At 61.9% G+C, this 17863-nt stretch carries 15 protein-coding genes; 3 read left to right on the forward strand and 12 right to left on the reverse strand.

Annotated elements, in window-relative coordinates; translation table 11 throughout:
- Positions 1-28: 28 nt before the first annotated feature.
- From JFV30_RS23670 to JFV30_RS23680, 3 genes are all read right to left on the reverse strand, one after another.
- Entirely contained in the window at positions 29-511 is a 483-nt protein-coding gene (locus JFV30_RS23670; protein ID WP_201125335.1) for a GNAT family N-acetyltransferase, read from the reverse strand.
- A gap of 3 nt (positions 512-514) precedes the next feature.
- On the reverse strand, positions 515-1417 hold the full coding sequence (locus JFV30_RS23675) for a chemotaxis protein CheV (protein WP_010170462.1): 903 nt from the start codon (positions 1415-1417) through the stop codon (positions 515-517).
- Between the two features lie 96 nt (positions 1418-1513).
- The gene (locus tag JFV30_RS23680; protein ID WP_201125336.1) at positions 1514-2488 is read right to left on the reverse strand and encodes a 2-hydroxyacid dehydrogenase; all 975 of its coding nucleotides are present in this window, start codon (positions 2486-2488) and stop codon (positions 1514-1516) included.
- Positions 2489-2837: 349 nt separating this feature from the next.
- Here JFV30_RS23680 and JFV30_RS23685 point away from each other — a divergent pair, with 349 nt between their 5' ends.
- From JFV30_RS23685 to JFV30_RS23695, 3 genes are all read left to right on the forward strand, one after another.
- The gene (locus JFV30_RS23685) at positions 2838-4160 is read left to right on the forward strand and encodes an OprD family porin (protein WP_201125337.1); all 1323 of its coding nucleotides are present in this window, start codon (positions 2838-2840) and stop codon (positions 4158-4160) included.
- Positions 4161-4246: 86 nt separating this feature from the next.
- A complete protein-coding gene (locus JFV30_RS23690) occupies positions 4247-5740 on the forward strand; it encodes a sensor domain-containing diguanylate cyclase (protein ID WP_201125338.1) in 1494 nt (497 codons plus the stop codon).
- Positions 5741-5791: 51 nt separating this feature from the next.
- On the forward strand, positions 5792-7297 hold the full coding sequence (locus JFV30_RS23695; RefSeq protein WP_201125339.1) for a diguanylate cyclase: 1506 nt from the start codon (positions 5792-5794) through the stop codon (positions 7295-7297).
- Between the two features lie 109 nt (positions 7298-7406).
- Here the strand turns inward: JFV30_RS23695 and lpxC are convergent, their stop codons facing one another.
- The 9 genes from lpxC to murD all read right to left on the reverse strand — a co-directional run bounded on the left by lpxC (position 7407) and on the right by murD (position 17860).
- Positions 7407-8318: a UDP-3-O-acyl-N-acetylglucosamine deacetylase gene (gene lpxC, locus JFV30_RS23700; RefSeq protein ID WP_003216227.1), complete on the reverse strand. Its 912-nt coding sequence runs from the start codon at positions 8316-8318 to the stop codon at positions 7407-7409.
- A gap of 112 nt (positions 8319-8430) precedes the next feature.
- Positions 8431-9627, reverse strand: coding sequence for a cell division protein FtsZ (ftsZ, locus tag JFV30_RS23705; RefSeq protein ID WP_010170471.1), 1197 nt, complete (start codon positions 9625-9627; stop codon positions 8431-8433).
- A 66-nt stretch (positions 9628-9693) separates the two neighbouring features.
- Positions 9694-10956 (reverse strand): cell division protein FtsA, encoded by a 1263-nt coding sequence (gene ftsA / locus JFV30_RS23710; RefSeq protein WP_003216224.1) that lies wholly within the window; start codon positions 10954-10956, stop codon positions 9694-9696.
- A 15-nt stretch (positions 10957-10971) separates the two neighbouring features.
- Positions 10972-11838 (reverse strand): cell division protein FtsQ/DivIB, encoded by an 867-nt coding sequence (locus JFV30_RS23715; protein ID WP_029615882.1) that lies wholly within the window; start codon positions 11836-11838, stop codon positions 10972-10974.
- Between the two features lie 4 nt (positions 11839-11842).
- A complete protein-coding gene (locus tag JFV30_RS23720; RefSeq protein WP_201125340.1) occupies positions 11843-12799 on the reverse strand; it encodes a D-alanine--D-alanine ligase in 957 nt (318 codons plus the stop codon).
- Positions 12796-14241, reverse strand: coding sequence for a UDP-N-acetylmuramate--L-alanine ligase (murC, locus tag JFV30_RS23725; protein ID WP_201125341.1), 1446 nt, complete (start codon positions 14239-14241; stop codon positions 12796-12798). Before murC ends, JFV30_RS23720 begins: the two co-directional genes overlap by 4 nt.
- A complete protein-coding gene (gene murG, locus JFV30_RS23730; RefSeq protein WP_201125342.1) occupies positions 14234-15304 on the reverse strand; it encodes an undecaprenyldiphospho-muramoylpentapeptide beta-N-acetylglucosaminyltransferase in 1071 nt (356 codons plus the stop codon). The genes murC and murG overlap by 8 nt, the downstream gene beginning before the upstream one ends.
- Positions 15294-16517 (reverse strand): putative lipid II flippase FtsW, encoded by a 1224-nt coding sequence (ftsW, locus tag JFV30_RS23735; RefSeq protein ID WP_010170479.1) that lies wholly within the window; start codon positions 16515-16517, stop codon positions 15294-15296. Before ftsW ends, murG begins: the two co-directional genes overlap by 11 nt.
- Complete coding sequence (murD, locus tag JFV30_RS23740; RefSeq protein WP_201125343.1) at positions 16514-17860, reverse strand: UDP-N-acetylmuramoyl-L-alanine--D-glutamate ligase; 1347 nt, start codon at positions 17858-17860, stop codon at positions 16514-16516. The genes ftsW and murD overlap by 4 nt, the downstream gene beginning before the upstream one ends.
- Positions 17861-17863 lie beyond the last annotated feature (3 nt).

The raw sequence follows: 17863 nt of genomic DNA on the forward strand, positions 1-17863 counted from the left end.
GTACAAAGCAAGTTATGCGCCAGCGCCTTCAGTCCTCGGGGGCGATGTCCCGCAGCACAAACACCATGCCCGCACGCTCATACACGTGCCGGGCCCGCAGGTTTGACTCCAGCACCTTGAGGTCGACAAACGCCTCGCCGCGTTGCTTGAACACCTGGAACGTGTGCAACAGCAAGGCCCGGCCCAGTCCCATGCCCTGGGCGCACGGATGAATGGCCAGGTTCTTGATGTAGGCGCTGGTCCAGCATTGCGCCACCCCAAGAATGCCGCTGGCGTTACTGGCCACCAGGCACAGCTTCGGGTCGAACTCGGCGTCGGTGACGAACTGCTGGCGCCAATGCTCAAGAGGACCCACACGTCCGCCGCCCTGCTCCTGGGCCAGGCTTAATACCGCGTGAATCGCCGGGGCCAGTGCTTCGTGGTAATGATCCAGCTGAATGTCCGCCGGCCATTGCGGGGCGGGCAGGCTGCCGGTGAGGTCCCGGCGCAGCAGCTGGAAGTATTCACCCACCGGTCAGATGCCCTGTTGCGCCACGGTCTGGGCGGCGATCACCAGGCACTTGGTCAGCTCAGGCGACGAAAACTTGGTGAGCACCGCGTTGGCGCCGGCCAGGCGGGCTTTTTCGCTGTTCATCGCACTGTCCAGGGAGGTGTGCAGCAGCACATAGAGGTCCTGGAAGTCCGGGGTTTCCCGCAAGGTGCGGGTGAAGGCGTAACCGTCCATTTCAGACATTTCGATGTCCGAGACCACCACGTTGATTTGCTCGACCGTGCCTTGCAGCTCCAGCAAACGGTCGATCGCTTCCTTGGCGCTGCGGGCGGTGTGGCAAGTGAGGCCGAGGTTGCGCAGGGTATGCACCGACTGCTGCAGCGCCACCTGGCTGTCATCCACCACCAGGATTCGGGCGTTGCCCAGCACTTCGGCTTCTTCCATGGTCAGGTCGGTGGGCGCCGCTTCGATCTGCGCCGGGGCGATGCCATGGATGACTTTTTCGATGTCCAGTACCTGCACCAGAGCGCCCTCAACCTGGGTCACGCCGGTGATAAACGAACGCGTGCCGCCAGAGCCAAACGGTGGCGGGCGGATATCCGTGGTCAGGCAGTGCACGATCTTGCTCACCGCCTGCACATGCAGGCCCTGCTTGGAACGGCTCACATCGGTGACGATCAGGCAGCCGCCGTCCGGGTCTTGCAGGGGCATTTCCCCCAGCGCCCGGCTCAGGTCGATCACCGACAAGGCCGCGCCGCGCAAGGTGGCGATGCCTTTGACGTGGGGGTGCGACTCCGGCAGCTTGGTCAGCGGCGGGCAGGGAATGATTTCACTGACTTTCAGCAGGTTGATCGCCATCAGCTTGCCGCTGCGCAAGGTAAAGAGCAGAAGCGAGAGTGAGTCTGCGCGGACTTTGGTGGTGGACATAAAAACCTTCTGTGGATCACGGATGACGATCTATAGAGGGTTATCGACTCCCACGGCCCATGCTTTAGCGTGATGGGCCGTGAAAGTCGCCGGAGTTTAACCCTTCCACACCTGCGGGTTGACCAGATCCTGCGGGCGCTGGCCCAGCAAGGCGCTGCGCAGGTTTTCCAGGGCGCGGTTGGCCATGGCTTCGCGGGTTTCATGGGTGGCCGAGCCGATGTGCGGCAGGGTCACGGCGTTGCTCAGCTGGAACAGCGGCGACTCGGACAGCGGCTCCTGCTCATACACGTCCAGGCCTGCACCACGGATGGTCTGGTTTTGCAGAGCCTGGATCAGCGCCGGCTCATCCACCACCGGGCCACGGGAGATGTTCACCAGGATCGCGCTGGATTTCATCAGGCCCAGCTCACGATGGCTGATCAGGTGACGGGTTTTCTCGCTCAACGGTACCACCAGGCAAACGAAGTCGGCTTCGGCCAGCAACTGGTCGAGGCTGCGGAATTGCGCGCCCAGTTCCTGTTCCAGTTCGGCCTTGCGGCTGTTGCCGCTGTAAAGAATCGGCATATTGAACCCCAGGCGACCCCGACGGGCGATGGCCGCACCGATGTTGCCCATGCCGACGATGCCCAGGGTCTTGCCGTGTACATCACAGCCAAACAACGGCGCCCCCACGCTGGCTTTCCACTGGCCGGCCTTGGTCCAGGCGTCCAGCTCGGCGACGCGGCGGGCGCTGCTCATCAGCAGGGCAAAGGCCAGGTCGGCAGTGCTTTCGGTGAGTACATCGGGGGTGTTGGTGAGCATGATCCCGCGCTCATTGAAGTACGCCAGGTCGTAGTTGTCATAGCCCACCGAAACACTGGAGACCACTTCCAGCTTGCTCGCGCCTTCCAGTTGCGCACGCCCCAGTTTGCGTCCTACGCCGATCAGGCCGTGGGCATGGGGCAAGGCTTCGTTGAACTGGGCGTTGATGTCCCCCAGCTTGGGGTTGGGGGCGATGACGTCGAAATCCTGTTGCAGGCGTTCGATCATTTCCGGGGTGACGCGGCTGAAGGCGAGGACAGTCTTTTTCATGGAAGGCGGGCTCATCGACTACGTGGGAATGGCAAGCACGCTAACATTCTTGCGTGGGGTTGTCAGGACGCCCCGCAGCCTTACCACCAGACTGTTGCGATTTGGGCAACAGTCATTATCTTGTTACACTCTGTATCGCACCGCTCACCTGCGCTAATTTGTCGCATCGATGAGCGCAGCGGTTAAGACCGACCCGCTCTCCCCCGATTTCCCTCGACTTATTTCCAGGGCTCTACACTGGGAATCTGTCTTAAAGCCGCTGAGTTCAGCGGCTTTTTTTTGCGCTGAAAAAAGGCCAGGAACCCCAACAACACTGGCCGGTTACGATTGACCCAAAGGAGCTCCACCGGTGAAAACCTCGCTGACGTTCACCCCGTTATTCCTCGCGATTGCTGCAACGATCGTTCCCCTTGCCCACGCGGCAGACACCCCGGCCGCCGACGGTTTCGTCGACGGTGCAAGCTTCAAGATCAACACCCGCAACTACTACATGAACCGCGACCGCCGTGACATTCACACCGATGACAGCAAGGAATGGGGCCAGGGCTTCATCGGGATCTTCGAGTCGGGCTACACCCCCGGCACCGTCGGCTTTGGCCTGGACGCGAACGCCATGCTCGGCCTCAAGCTCGACGGCGGTGGCGGCACTGACGGCTCCAGCATCCTGCCGGTGAGCTCCGGCAACGGCAAAGCTCCCGGCTCGTTCTCCACCGCCGGCGCCACCCTGAAAATGCGCGCCTTCGACACCGAGCTGAAAGCCGGAGACCTGTTTCTCAACAACCCGGTGATCGCCGGCGGCATGACCCGCATGCTGCCCCAGACGTTCCGTGGCGTCAGCCTGACCAATCACAGCCTCGACGGCTGGATGTTCGAAGGCGGCCAGGCCAGTTTCACCAAGCTCTACAACCAGAGCGGCCACCGGCGCATCGGCACCAGCTACGGTGCATTGCCCAGCGGCGAAGACAGCCGCCACCTGGACTGGGCCGGCGTGTCCTTCAGCGGCGTGCCGGGGTTGACCAGCAACCTGTACGCGTCCGAGCTCAAGGACATCTGGAACCAGTACTACTACGACCTCGACTACACCTGGCAACTGAACGAACTGGTCAGCCTCAACCCGGGCCTGCACTACTACCACACCCAGGAAACCGGCAAGGCCCTGCTGGGTAACATCGACAACAACACCTACAGCCTGCATTTCACCGTGGGCGTGGGCCATCACAGCGTCACTGCCGCCTACCAGCGGGTCAACGGCAACACCCCGTTCGACTACATCAGCCAGGGCGACAGCATCTACCTGGATAACTCCCAGCAATACTCCGACTTCAACGGCCCCAACGAGCGTTCGTGGAAGCTCAAGTACGCCTACGATTTCGTCGGGCTGGGCCTGCCGGGCCTGACCTCGGCGGTGTCGTACATCAGCGGCAAGACTGACCTGACCACGGTGGACCCGGACAGCCGTGGCTATTCCTCCTGGTACAGCGCCGACGGCAAGAACGCCAAACACTGGGAGCGCGACATCGACCTCAAGTACGTGGTGCAAGGCGGCAAGGCCAAGGACCTGGCCGTGCGCCTGCAATGGGCGACCAACCGCGGCGGCAATGGCTACGCGGCAGTGGACCGGGACGTGGATGAATACCGGGTGATCGTCGACTACCCGATTGACGTTTTTTAACGTTCGGGCTTTCTTTTTGCGGCGACGACTTATTTTTCACAGCATGGAACTAAACTGCCAGCATCTTGAGTGCCGAAGCCAGTCCCATGAGTCAACGCCGCGCCTTCACCCTGCCTGCACGCCCGGAGCTTTTGCTGATTCTGGGCAGTGGCCTTACCGTCACGCTGATCGTGATCATCGTTGCCGTCCTGCTGATTCGCGAACACGCCAGCGCCCTGCAGGCCGCCAAACGCTCCACCAGCAACATCACGCAGTTGATCAACGCCGATGTGTTGCGCAACGTTGAACTCTACGACCTGGCCCTGAACGGCCTGATCACCGCGACCACCCGCAACGACTTGCCCCAGGTCTCGGCCGAAGTGCTGCACATGGTGCAGTTCGACCAGTCCACGGCCGCGCCTTTCAAAGGCGAAGTCCTGCTGCTGGACAAGGCCGGTGAGGTCACCGCCGACTCCTCGACGCTGACACCCTCGCCGCGCAACTTTGCCAACCGCGACTATTTCCAGGTGCACCAGCAGAACCCCGATGCCGGGTTGTTCATCAGCCGTCCCTTCAAGATCCGCTGCGACTGCGATCAAGTCTGGCGCATTGCGTTCAGCCGCCGCGTGCCCGGGCCGAACGGCGAGTTTGCCGGGGTGGCGGTGGCGACCATGCGCCTGGCGTACTTCGACCAGTTGTTCAACAGCCTCACCATCGGCAGCGGCAGCAGCATCAACCTGCTGAACAACGACGGCATTCTGTTGGCCCAGCAGCCCCTGCTCGAAAAAGACATGATCAACAAGGACCTGAGCGCGCGACCGAACTTCAAACGCATGCTGCGTGAAGGCAGCGGCAGCTTCAGCGGCATCTCCGCCATCAGCGGCACGCAACGGCTGTACACCTTCACCAACGTCGGCGCACTGCCGCTGATTGTGGTGGTGGCGCTGTCCAGCGATGACGTGTTCGCCGCCTGGAAGCGCGCGGCCCTGCTGATCAGTGGCGCCACCGGCGTGCTGTGTGTCGGCCTGCTGTGGCTGACCTGGATGCTGCGCCTGGAGCTGCGCCGTCGTTATCGCGCCGAAAAGGTCTTGTCTGAACTGGCAGCCACCGATGGCCTCACCGGCCTGGCCAACCGCCGCACCCTGGACCAGCGCCTGCGCCTGGAGTGGGAGCGTGCGCAACGCTCCGGCGAGCCGCTGGCCCTGCTGATGATCGATGTCGACCACTTCAAGGCCTTCAACGACCGGCACGGCCATCAGGGCGGTGACGAGGCATTGCGTAACGTGGCCCGGGTCATCGGCAGCAACATTCGCCGCCCTGCCGACCTTGCCGCCCGTTATGGCGGCGAAGAGTTCGCAGTCATCCTGCCGGACACCGACGGCGACGGCGCGAGCGTCATAGCCGAACATATCCGCAGCGCCGTGGAGCACTTGCCGCCCGCCGACGGTGACGCGCTGTCGGTGACGGTCAGCGTCGGCGTCAGCACCTGGGACAAACGCAGCCGTGGCGCACTGGAAGAGCTGCTGCTGAGTGCCGACCGGGCGCTGTATGAAGCCAAGCATTCCGGGCGCAACCGCATCGTTCACAGTCAGGCCACATGAGCCGTTATCAGCAACTACGCTAAGGGCATCCTCGAAGCAGAAGTACGCCCGATGAGCCCAAGCACCACCCGCCCGCCCCGCCCGACCCACCGTCCGGAGCTGCTGCTGATTATCGGCAGTTGCGTCACGGTGTTGCTGATCCTGTCAGTGGTCGCGGTGTTGCTGATCCGCGAACACGCCAACACCTTGCAGGCCGCCCAGCGCACGGCCAACAACATCACCCAACTGATCGACGCAGACGTGCTGCGCAACGTCGAGCTGTACGACTTGTCGATCAAAGGCCTGATCGCAGCCGCCGAGCGCAGCGATTTGGCCGACGTATCGGCCAGCATCCGCCATCTGGTGCTGTTCGACCGCTCGGAGGCGGCGCCGTACAAGGGCGATATCCTGCTGTTGGACAAGAACGGCGAGGTGATTGCCGACTCTTCGCTGCTGACGCCAAAAGCCGCCAACTTCGCCGACCGCGACTACTTTCAGGCCCACCGGCAGAATCCTGACCTGGGCCTGTTCATCAGCCGGCCCTTTATGGCGCGCTGCGTGTGCGACGACCAATGGCGCATCGCTTTCAGCCGCCGGGTTTCAGGGCCCGACGGGCGGTTCCTCGGGGTTGCCGTGGCGTCCATGCGCCTGTCCTATTTCCAGCAGCTGTTTCGCAGCCTGAATATCGGCAATGACAGCACCATCAACCTGATTAACCAGCGAGGCATCCTGCTGGCCCAACAGCCGTTGCTGGAACGGGACATGATCGACAAGGACCTCAGCCAGCGCCCCAACGTCGCGCGCATACTGCACGACGGCGACGGCAGCTTTCGTGGCACCTCCAGTGTGGATGAGGAGAGCCGCCTCTACACCTTCTCGACCGTGGGGGACTTACCACTGATTGTTGTGGTGGCCCTGTCCACCAACGACATATTCGCGCCCTGGAAACGTGCGGCGTTGCTGATCAGCGGTGCCACCGGGATTTTATGCATCGGCCTGCTGTGGCTGACCTGGATGCTCTGCATGGAACTGCGCAGGCGCCACCGCGCCGAGCAGGTACTGTCAGAACTGGCAGCCACCGATGCCCTCACCGGCCTGGCCAACCGCCGCACGCTGGACCAGCGCCTGCGCCTGGAATGGGACCGCGCCCAGCGTTCGGGCGAGCCGTTGACGGTGCTGATGATTGATGTGGACCACTTCAAGGCCTTCAACGACCGGCATGGCCACCAGGGTGGCGACGAGGCATTGCGCACGGTGGCGCAGGTGGTCGAGGGCAATATCCGCCGCCCTGCCGACCTCGCGGCCCGGTATGGCGGTGAAGAATTTGCGGTGGTGCTGCCGCATACCGACAGCCAGGGTGCGTTGTTGATTGCCGAACATATCCGCAGCAGCGTCGAGCACCTGCCAAGGGTCGGCGGGGACAGGGTGCCGATTACCGTCAGCATTGGCCTGAGTACCTGGACCAAAAAAAGCCGTATCACCCTGGAAGCGTTACTGCTCAGTGCGGATCAGGCGTTGTATGAGGCCAAGCACACCGGGCGTAATCGCATTGTGGATGCGTCCGCTTTAAAGGCGTGACGCGGAGCGTCACAGGAGGCGTTCCCACGCAGAGCGTGGGGAACGATCAGGCATAAAAAAAGGCCACCCGAAGGCAGCCTTTAAAAACAAAAGGAAAGAGAGTTGTTACTTACACCGCCGCGACGGGACGCATGTAAGAGATCGGTGCGGTGCTGGCATCTTCGAAGGTCACGACTTCCCAGGCATCTGTCTGTGCAATCAGCTTGCGCAGCAGTTGGTTGTTCAGGGCGTGGCCCGACTTGAAGCCTTTGAACTCGCCTATCAGGCTATTGCCCAGCAGGTAGAGGTCACCGATTGCATCGAGGATCTTGTGCTTCACGAACTCGTCTTCATAGCGAAGGCCGTCTTCGTTCAGTACACCATCCGCGTCGACCACAATGGCGTTTTCAACGCTGCCGCCGAGTGCGAGGTTGTGCTTGCGCAGGTACTCGATGTCACTCATGAAACCAAAGGTACGGGCGCGGCTGACTTCTTTTACGAACGAAGTGCTGGAAAAATCCACGCTTGCACTCTGGGTGCGGTCACGGAATACCGGGTGATCGAAATCGATCTCAAAGCTCACTTTAAAGCCTTCGAACGGGACGAAGGTGGCGCGCTTGTCGCCGTCTTCTACTGTCACTTCCCGCAGAATGCGAATGAACTTCTTGGCTGCGTCCTGTTCTTCCAGGCCGGCAGATTGAATCAAGAATACGAAGGGTCCAGCGCTGCCATCCATGATTGGGACTTCGGACGCGGAGAGCTCGACGTAGGCGTTATCGATGCCCAAACCGGCCATGGCCGAGAGCAAGTGCTCCACCGTGTCCACTTTGACGTCACCGTTGACCAACGTGGTCGACATCGTGGTTTCGCCAACATTTTCCGCGCGAGCAGGAATCTGCACCACAGGGTCCAGGTCGGCACGAACAAACACGATGCCGGTGTCGACAGGTGCGGGCTTGAGGGTCAGGTATACCTTCTCCCCGGAGTGCAGACCTACACCTGTGGCACGGATAATATTCTTCAGGGTGCGTTGTTTAATCATGGCTTGGACCGCTTCAGCGCAAATTGCGAACTGGTATCAACAAAGGCTGGCGATAATAGCAGACCAGACCTTTGCTGAACACCAATCACCTTCATAGCCCTGATACATTCCATTAATCGGCCTGACGACGCAGGAAAGCCGGGATGTCCAGGTAGTCCAGGTCATCTTGCGGATTCGGGCTACGGGAGGCAGCAGCACCGGCCTGAGCCTGGTTGCGCATCACGGTCGGACGATCCAGGTCACGGTAGTTCACAGACGGCAGTTCCTGGCGCGCAGGCGCTGGAGCGGCAGCTTGCTGGCTGGCGTGGCTGGTATGGACGGTATTGTCGATGACCTTCACAGGCTTCTCGATTTTTGCACCCAGGCCGGTAGCAACAACGGTCACGTGCAGTTCGTCGCGCATGTCCGGATCGATAACCGTACCGACCTTGACCATGGCGTGCTCGGAAGCGAAGGCTTCGATGATGCTACCCACGTCGGAGTACTCACCCAGGGACAGGTCAGGACCGGCGGTGATGTTCACCAGGATGCCGCGTGCACCTTGCAGGTTCACGTCTTCCAGCAACGGGTTGCGGATGGCCGCTTCAGTGGCTTCACGTGCACGGTTCGGACCGCTGGCGCAGCCAGTGCCCATCATCGCCATGCCCATTTCGCTCATCACGGTACGTACGTCGGCAAAGTCGACGTTGATCATGCCCGGACGCTTGATGATGTCGGAGATACCGCGAACGGCGCCGGCCAGTACATCGTCAGCCTTGGCGAAAGCCGACAGCAGGCTGGCGTCTTTACCGAGGATGGTCAGCAGCTTCTCGTTGGGAATGGTGATCAACGAGTCGACGCTTTCGGACAGCAGACGGATGCCTTCATCGGCGATCTGCATGCGCTTGCGACCTTCGAACGGGAACGGACGGGTCACGACGGCAACCGTCAGGATCCCCATTTCCTTGGCCACTTCGGCAATGATCGGCGCAGCACCGGTACCGGTACCACCGCCCATGCCTGTAGTGATGAACACCATGTTGGTGCCTTGCAGCACTTCAGCAATGCGCTCGCGGTCTTCCAGAGCGGCTTGACGGCCGACTTCCGGATTCGCGCCGGCACCCAGGCCCTTGGTCACGGCTGTGCCCAATTGCAGGATGGTGCGTGCACCGATGCTTTTGAGGGCCTGGGCGTCAGTGTTGGCGCAGATGAATTCAACGCCTTCAATGTTGCTTTTGACCATGTGGTTGACAGCGTTGCCGCCGCCACCGCCGACGCCGATCACTTTGATGACCGGGCTTGCGGGGATGTTGTCTACGAGTTCGAACATTTTCCCTCTCCTTTCATTTCTCTAGTTTTTTCGCCTACTGCTTTGAAACGGTGTTGCGGTAAATCGTCAGAAATTGCCTTTCACCCAAGCCTGCAACCGCTCGAACAACGGCGCTTTCGCTTCGTCGTCGCTTCTGTAGCTGTCGCGGTTGCTCGGGCCCGACAGGGAAATGCCGTCGGTCTGCTTTTGCAGCCCGTACAACAGCAAGCCCACACCGGTGGAATAAATCGGGTTGCGCACTACGTCGCCCAGGCCTTTCACGCCATGGGGCACGCCCAGGCGGACCGGCATGTGGAAGATTTCCTCGGCCAGTTCGACCGCGCCTTCCATCTTCGAGGTGCCACCGGTCAGCACGATGCCGGCCGGGATCAAATCTTCGTAGCCGCTGCGGCGCAGTTCAGCCTGGATCAGGGTGAACAGCTCGTCGTAGCGCGGCTCGACCACTTCGGCCAACGCCTGGCGCGACAGTTCGCGCGGTGGACGGTCGCCCACGCTCGGCACCTTGATGGTTTCGCCGGCACCGGCCAGCTTGGCCAGGGCGCAGGCGTAACGGATCTTGATTTCTTCGGCGTACTGGGTCGGTGTGCGCAACGCCATCGCGATGTCGTTGGTCACCTGGTCACCGGCAATCGGGATCACGGCGGTGTGACGGATCGCACCCTCGGTGAAGATCGCGATGTCAGTGGTGCCGCCGCCGATGTCCACCAGGCACACGCCCAGTTCTTTTTCGTCGTCGGTCAGTACCGAATACGCGGAGGCAAGCTGCTCGAGAATGATGTCGTCGATTTCCAGGCCACAGCGGCGCACGCATTTTTCAATGTTCTGTGCAGCGTTGACGGCGCAGGTCACCACGTGAACCTTGGCTTCCAGGCGTACGCCCGACATGCCCAGGGGCTCACGAACACCTTCCTGGTTATCGATCACGTAGTCCTGCGGCAGGGTATGCAGCACGCGCTGGTCAGCCGGGATCGCCACGGCTTGCGCTGCGTCGAGTACCCGCTCCAGATCAGCCGAGCTGACTTCGCGGTCGCGAATCGCCACGATGCCGTGGGAGTTCAGGCTGCGAATGTGGTTGCCGGCAACGCCGACGAATGCCGAGTGAATCCGGCAACCGGCCATCAGCTGCGCTTCTTCGATGGCGCGCTGGATCGATTGCACGGTGGATTCAATATTCACCACCACGCCCTTCTTCAGGCCCCGGGACGGATGCGTGCCGATTCCGACGATTTCCAGCGTGCCGTCGTCCGCGACCTCGCCTACCAGCGCCACCACCTTGGAGGTGCCGATATCCAGACCGACGATCATTTTGCCGCTTTGCACGTTTGCCATGGGTCCTGCCTCTTCTTAATTCTTCGCGACAGCAGGTTGCGCTGCCGTGGGCGCCGCAGGGGCCCGCCAGCCGACGGCAAGGCCGTTGGCGTAACGCAGGTCGATGCTCGCAATGTTCGTAATCTGTTCTTTCAAGGTCTTTTCATAGATGGCGATAAAACGGCGCATCTTTTCTACCAGGTTGCCGCGTCCCAGCAGCAACTCGATACCCGGGCCGGAACTGCCTGCACCCGTGGTCAAAAACCAGCTGCCCCGCTCACGCAATTCCAGTCGCGCAATCGAGAAACCCAATGGCCGCAGCATCTGGCTCAAGGCCTGGTACTGCTGCATCACTTGCTGTTGCGCCCGCTGCGGCCCGAACAACTGCGGCAGGTGTTCGTAATTCGCCACCTCGCGAGGCGCAAACGCCTGGCCCTGGTTGTTCAACAACTGCCCATCTCCCCAACGGGCCACGGGCAGTTGTTCTTCCAGGCGGATCGTGACTTGATCCGGCCACACACGACGTACTTCGGCGTGGGCAATCCATGGCATCTGTTCCAGCTCGGAACGCATGCCGGCCAGGTCGATGGTGAAGAAGCTCGACGCCACAAACGGGGCGATTCGCTGCTGCACGGCCTGCTGGCTGATGTAGCTCAAGTCGCCCTGCACGCTGATCTTGGTGATCGGCCGGTCGGCATACGGCAACAGACGCTGGGCGCCTTCGTATGTACCAAACCCCAACGCCACCAGAATCACCGGCCAGAACAGCGCCTTGAGAAAACCAAAGTTGGCTTTCGGCATGCGCGCCGACATCGGCTCTTTAGCCACCATTCGGCTGGCACCACGCGGCACCGGCTTGCGGCCGGGAGCGGGTTGCTGATGACGAAGCGATGCGCCGTTCATGGTCTTAGCCTCGTGGCTCAATGCTTGCGGCCAGGATCGCCAGCACCAACTGCTGGAAATCCAGGCCGGCGGCACGAGCGGCCATGGGTACCAGGCTGTGGTCGGTCATCCCAGGTGCGGTGTTGACTTCAAGGAACCAGAAATTCCGTTGGTCATCCTGCATCACGTCTGCCCGCGCCCAACCGGCGATACCCAGCGCCTCACAGGCTTTCGCCGTGAGGTCCATCAATTCCTGTTCCTTGGTTGCATCGAGGCCGCACGGGATCCGGTACTGGGTATCGGAAGCCACGTACTTGGCGTCGTAGTCGTAAAAGGTGTGGGGCGTGCCCAATGCGATAGGCGGCAATACCTGGCCACGCAGAGTAGCGATGGTGAACTCGGGACCTTGAATCCACTGTTCCACCAACACTTGCGAATCGTAGGTACTGGCCGCTTTCCATGCGTCAATCAATTCGGCGGCTGAGTTCACTTTAGCCATGCCGATACTGGAGCCTTCATGGGCTGGTTTGACGATCAAAGGCAGGCCCAGTTCCTTGGCTGCAGAAATACAATCGTCTTCGCTGCACAACACGCTGTGACGCGGGGTCGGAATACCCAGGCTGTGCCACACCTGTTTGGTGCGCAACTTGTCCATGGCCAGCGCCGACGCCAGGATGCCGCTGCCGGTGTACGGAATGCCCAGGCACTCCAGCAGGCCCTGCATGCTGCCGTCTTCACCGCCACGGCCGTGAAGAATGATGAACGCGCGGTCGATTTTCTCGGCCTGCAGGCGCGACAGGAAGTCATCGCCCACGTCGATGCCGAATGCATTCACGCCGGCGCTCTGCAGCGCTTCCAGCACGGCATTGCCGGACTTCAGCGACACTTCACGTTCAGCGCTCTTGCCACCGAACAGCACCGCAACGCGGCCGAAGTCGGCAGGTTGAATGGTCGAGAACAGGGAGCCGTAGTCAGTGGTCATTTCGACTTCCCCTTTACTGCGGCAAACAGCGGGCTTGCCAGCAATTTAGGAGCGAGACCACCGATATCACCGGCACCCTGGCACAGCAGGATGTCGCCGGCACGCAGCAGCGGCTTGACGATCGGCGCGAGGTCCACACCGCGCTCGATGTAGATCGGGTCCAACTGGCCACGTTGACGGATGCTGTTGCACAGCTTGCGGCTGTCGGCACCCGGGATCGGCTCTTCTCCGGCCGGGTAGACTTCCATCAGCAGCAACACGTTGGCGTCCGCCAGTACATTGACGAAATCGTCGTACAGGTCGCGGGTACGGCTGTAGCGGTGCGGCTGATACACCATCACCAGGCGGCGCTCCGGCCAGCCACCGCGTACGGCCTTGATCACCGCAGCGACTTCCGTCGGGTGGTGACCGTAGTCGTCCACCAGCATCACGTTGCCGCCGTCCACCGGCAGCTCGCCGTAGACCTGGAAGCGACGACCCACGCCGGCAAAACCCGACAGGCCTTCAACGATGGCTTCATCGCTGACGCCTTCGTCGGAGGCGATGCAGATGGTCGCCAGGGAGTTGAGTACGTTGTGGTTGCCCGGCATGTTCACCGAGACATCCAGCGGCTCGCGGTCAGGGCGCAGCACCGTGAAGAAGGTCTGCATGCCTTGCTGGCGCACATTGATCGCGCGCACGTCGCAGTCTTCGCTGAAGCCGTAGGTCACGGTCGGGCGCTTGACCAGCGGCAGGATTTCACGCACCACCGGATCGTCCAGGCACACCACCGCCAAACCGTAGAACGGCAGGTTGTGCAGGAACTCGACGAAGGTTTTCTTCAGTTTGTTGAAGTCACCGTCGTAGGTCGCCATATGGTCGGCGTCGATGTTGGTCACCACGGCCACCAGCGGTTGCAGGTGCAGGAAGCTGGCGTCGCTTTCATCGGCTTCGGCGATCAGGTAACGGCTGGTGCCGAGCTGTGCATTGGTACCGGCTGCATTCAGGCGGCCACCGATGACGAACGTCGGGTCCAGGCCACCGGCGGCGAACACCGAGGCGATCAGGCTGGTGGTGGTGGTCTTGCCATGGGTACCGGCAACGGCGATGCCATGGCGGTAGCGCATCAGCTCGGCCAGCATCTCGGCACGCGGCACTACGGGAATGCGGCGTTCAAGGGCAGTGGCCACTTCCGGGTTGGAGGTGTTCACGGCACTGGAGACCACCAGCACGTCGGCTTCGGCAGCGTTCTCGGCACGGTGGCCGATAAAGATTTTTGCGCCGAACGATTCCAGGCGCTCGGTGACCGGCGACATTTTCAGGTCGGAGCCGGACACCTGGTAACCCAGGTTCAGCAGCACTTCGGCGATGCCGCACATGCCCACGCCGCCGATGCCGACGAAGTGGATACGACGGATGCGGCGCATTTCCGGTTGTGGCATGGCTTTCTGATTCTCAACCATGGGCCACCTCCAGGCAGATATCGACCACGGTGCGGGTTGCGTCAGGTTTGGCCAGGCGGCTTGCGGTGCTCGCCATGCTGTTCAGTCGTTCCGGTTGCATCAATACCTCGGTCAGGCGTGCGGCCAAATCGGCGGCGCCAGTCGTTCTTTGCGGCAGCAGGAAGGCAGCGCCCTCCCCGGCCAAATATTCGGCGTTGCGGGTCTGGTGGTCGTCGATGGCGTGGGGCAAAGGCACCAGCAAGGACGGCAGACCGGCGGCGGCCAGTTCACTGACGGTCAACGCACCTGCGCGACAGACCACCAGGTCGGCCCAGCCATAGGCTTGGGCCATGTCTTTGATGAAAGGCTGCACATTCGCCTCCACGCCCGCATCGCGATAACGCGTAGCGGTCACTTCATCGTGATTCTTGCCGGCCTGATGGAAGATCTCGGGCCGCAGCGCCTCAGGGAGTTGCGACACCGCTTCAGGCAGCAATTTGTTCAACGGTTCGGCACCCAGGCTCCCGCCCAGGATCAGCAGGTGCGCCTTGCGCCCGGCCAACGGCTGGCGGGCGATGTCCATGAACAGTTCAGTACGCACCGGGTTACCGGTGGTGCGCAGTTTGTCCGCGGCACCAAAGGTTTTCGGGAAGGCCTCGCACACCCGTGCAGCCAATGGCACCAGCAGGCGGTTGGCAGTGCCGGCCACGGCGTTCTGCTCGTGGACGATCACCGGCACGCCGGCGAGTCTTGCCGCGACGCCGCCGGGGCCGGTGACGTAGCCACCAAAGCCCAGCACGCACACCGGCTTCACTTCACGGATCACCTTGCGCGCTTGCCATACCGCCTTGAGCAACACGAACGGTGCCTTGAGCAGGGACAATTTGCCCTTGCCACGCAGGCCGGTGACGTTGATCAAATGCAGGGGCAAGCCGGCATTCGGTACCAGGTCATTTTCGATGCCACGGGGCGTGCCGAGCCAATGCACGGTGTAGCCGCGGTTCTGGAATTCGCGGGCACAGGCCAGCGCCGGGAACACGTGGCCACCGGTGCCGCCTGCCATGATCAGCACGTTAGCGCCCATGGTTCGGCTCCTCGGCGAAGTCGCTTTCGCTGAACTCCATCTCCTCGCTGCCCAGGTGGGTTCGACTCTCCCACTCGATGCGCAGCAATAACCCGAGACAGGCGCAGCAAATCACCAACGAACTGCCGCCGTAACTGAGGAACGGCAAGGTCAGGCCCTTGGTCGGCAGCAGGCCGACGTTCACCCCGATGTTGATCAGGAACTGGCCGATCCACAGGAACGACAAGCCGTACGCCACGTAGGCGGCAAAATATTGCTTGGCCTTTTCGGCCCACAAGCCGATGTACATGCCGCGCACACACACAAACACGAACAGCGCGACGGTGCACAGCGAACCGACCACGCCCAGCTCTTCGGCGAGTACCGAGAACACGAAGTCGGTATGGGCTTCCGGCAGGTAGAACTGCTTCTGCACACTGTTGCCCAGGCCCACGCCCAGCCACTCGCCGCGACCGAAGGCAATCAACGCCTGGGTCAACTGGTAGCCGGAACCGAACTGATCGGACCACGGGTCGGTAAAGGTAATCAGGCGCGCCATCCGGTAGGGTTGCGCCTGCACCAGAATCGTCACGGCGGCCACCGCCAGCACCACCATCAAGGTGAAGCGGAACAGGCCCACGCCACCGAGGAACAGCATCGCCGCCGCCGCGCCCATCATTACAACGGTGGCACCAAAGTCCGGCTCCATCAGCAACAGGCCGGCCATGGGCAGCAGCACGATGAACGGCTTGAAGAAGCCCATCCAGCTTTCGCGCACTTCTTTCTGACGCCGCACCAGGTAACCCGCGAGGTAGATCACCACGAACACCTTGGCAATTTCCGACGGCTGCACGTTGAACGCGCCAAAGCCGATCCAGCGCATCGAACCATTCACCTCACGCCCGATGCCGGGCAGTATCACCATCACCAGCAAGCCGAACGCGCCCACCAGCATCAGCCACCCCAGGCGCTGCCAGGTGGCGATCGGGATCATCATGGTGACAATGCACGCACCGAGGCCGATCACCAGGTACACCAGGTGGCGGATCATCATGTAAAGGGTGTTGCCCGACTGCACCGCGGCCACTTCCGAGGACGCCGAGGTGATCATCACCAGGCCCAGGCCCAGCAGCGCGAGGCAACCGGCGAGCATCGGGAAATCAAGGTCGATACCGCGCCCGGTAATGATCGGCGACGGATACGGCTTGATGATGTTCCGCAAATTGATACTCATGCCAAGGCCTCCACGGCGCGGGCGAACAGCTGGCCGCGCTCTTCGTAGTTCTTGAACATGTCGAAACTGGCGCAGGCAGGCGACAGCAGCACCACATCACCCGGCTGGGCCAGGGATCTGGATTGGGCGATGGCGTCGTCCAGGGATTGCGCGCGCACCTGCGGTACCGCGTCGCCCAGCGCATCGGCAATCAAGCCGGAATCACGGCCCATCAGCACCACGGCGCGGCAGTGTGCAGCGACTGGCCCTTTGAGGTCCTTGAAGTCAGCACCCTTGCCGTCGCCACCGGCGATCAGCACGACCTTGCCTTGAATGTCGGCACCCAATCCTTCGATGGCAGCAAGCGCCGCACCGACGTTGGTGGCCTTGGAATCGTTGTAATAGCCGACGCCGTCGAGGTCGCGAACCCACTGGCAGCGATGCTCAAGCCCGGCAAACGTGCGCAGCGCCGACAGCATGGCGTCGAACGGCAAACCTACCGCATGACCGAGGGCCAGCGCCGCCAGGGCATTGGCCTGGTTGTGGGCACCACGGATCTTCAGTTCACGCACCGGCATCAGGTTCTGGAATTCGAAGGCCAGGTATTTCTCGCCGTTCTCTTCCCGAAGCCCGAAAGCCTTGAAGTCAGGTTTGTTCAGGCCGAAGGTCCAGCACGGCAAGCCTTCGCCGATCAGTGGACGGCTCAGGGCATCCTGGCGGTTCACCACCACTTGCCGCGCGCCACGGAAGATCCGGTGCTTGGCCAGGTGATAGGCCGGCAGGCCGCTGTAGCGGTCCATGTGGTCTTCGCTGACGTTCAGCACGGTGGCCACTTCAGCGTTGAGCTGGTCGGTGGTTTCCAGCTGGAAGCTCGACAGCTCCATCACGTACAGCTCGACGTTGTCGTTGAGCAGGTCCAGCGCCGGCGTACCGAGGTTGCCGCCCACCGCCACACGCTTGCCGGCCGCAGCCGCCATCTCGCCCACCAGGGTGGTGACAGTGCTTTTTGCGTTGGAACCGCTGATGGCCACGATCGGCGCCTTCGCGTTACGCGCGAACAGCTCGATATCGCCGGACAACTTCACACCACGGGCCGCAGCCGCTTGCAGGGCCGGGGTCGCCAGCGCCAGGCCGGGGCTCACGTAGAGCTCGTCGGCACGGCACAGAAACTCCACATCCAGCTCGCCACAACGCACTTCCACGTGCGGGTAGTCACGGCGCAGCGTGACCAGCTCCGGTGGATTTTCCCGCGTATCGGCCACGGCAAACGACGTGCCCCGGTTCGCCAGGAAGCGAACCAGGGACATGCCGCTCTTGCCGAGGCCGACAACGATGCGGAAGTGGTCTGAAGCGATCAGGGACACTCG

Source organism: Pseudomonas sp. TH32, assembly GCF_016650855.1.
In the GTDB taxonomy this organism is placed as follows: Bacteria; Pseudomonadota; Gammaproteobacteria; order Pseudomonadales; family Pseudomonadaceae; genus Aquipseudomonas.

Excerpts from the sequence above, each read along its gene's own strand:
- JFV30_RS23675 (WP_010170462.1), bottom strand. The coding sequence starts at position 1,417 with ATGTCCACCACCAAAGTCCGCGCAGACTCACTCTCGCTTCTGCTCTTT.
- JFV30_RS23680 (WP_201125336.1), bottom strand. The coding sequence starts at position 2,488 with ATGAAAAAGACTGTCCTCGCCTTCAGCCGCGTCACCCCGGAAATGATC.
- JFV30_RS23690 (WP_201125338.1), top strand. The coding sequence starts at position 4,247 with ATGAGTCAACGCCGCGCCTTCACCCTGCCTGCACGCCCGGAGCTTTTG.
- JFV30_RS23695 (WP_201125339.1), top strand. The coding sequence starts at position 5,792 with ATGAGCCCAAGCACCACCCGCCCGCCCCGCCCGACCCACCGTCCGGAG.
- lpxC (WP_003216227.1), bottom strand. The coding sequence starts at position 8,318 with ATGATTAAACAACGCACCCTGAAGAATATTATCCGTGCCACAGGTGTA.
- ftsZ (WP_010170471.1), bottom strand. The coding sequence starts at position 9,627 with ATGTTCGAACTCGTAGACAACATCCCCGCAAGCCCGGTCATCAAAGTG.
- ftsA (WP_003216224.1), bottom strand. The coding sequence starts at position 10,956 with ATGGCAAACGTGCAAAGCGGCAAAATGATCGTCGGTCTGGATATCGGC.
- JFV30_RS23715 (WP_029615882.1), bottom strand. The coding sequence starts at position 11,838 with ATGAACGGCGCATCGCTTCGTCATCAGCAACCCGCTCCCGGCCGCAAG.
- JFV30_RS23720 (WP_201125340.1), bottom strand. The coding sequence starts at position 12,799 with ATGACCACTGACTACGGCTCCCTGTTCTCGACCATTCAACCTGCCGAC.
- murC (WP_201125341.1), bottom strand. The coding sequence starts at position 14,241 with ATGGTTGAGAATCAGAAAGCCATGCCACAACCGGAAATGCGCCGCATC.
- murG (WP_201125342.1), bottom strand. The coding sequence starts at position 15,304 with ATGGGCGCTAACGTGCTGATCATGGCAGGCGGCACCGGTGGCCACGTG.
- ftsW (WP_010170479.1), bottom strand. The coding sequence starts at position 16,517 with ATGAGTATCAATTTGCGGAACATCATCAAGCCGTATCCGTCGCCGATC.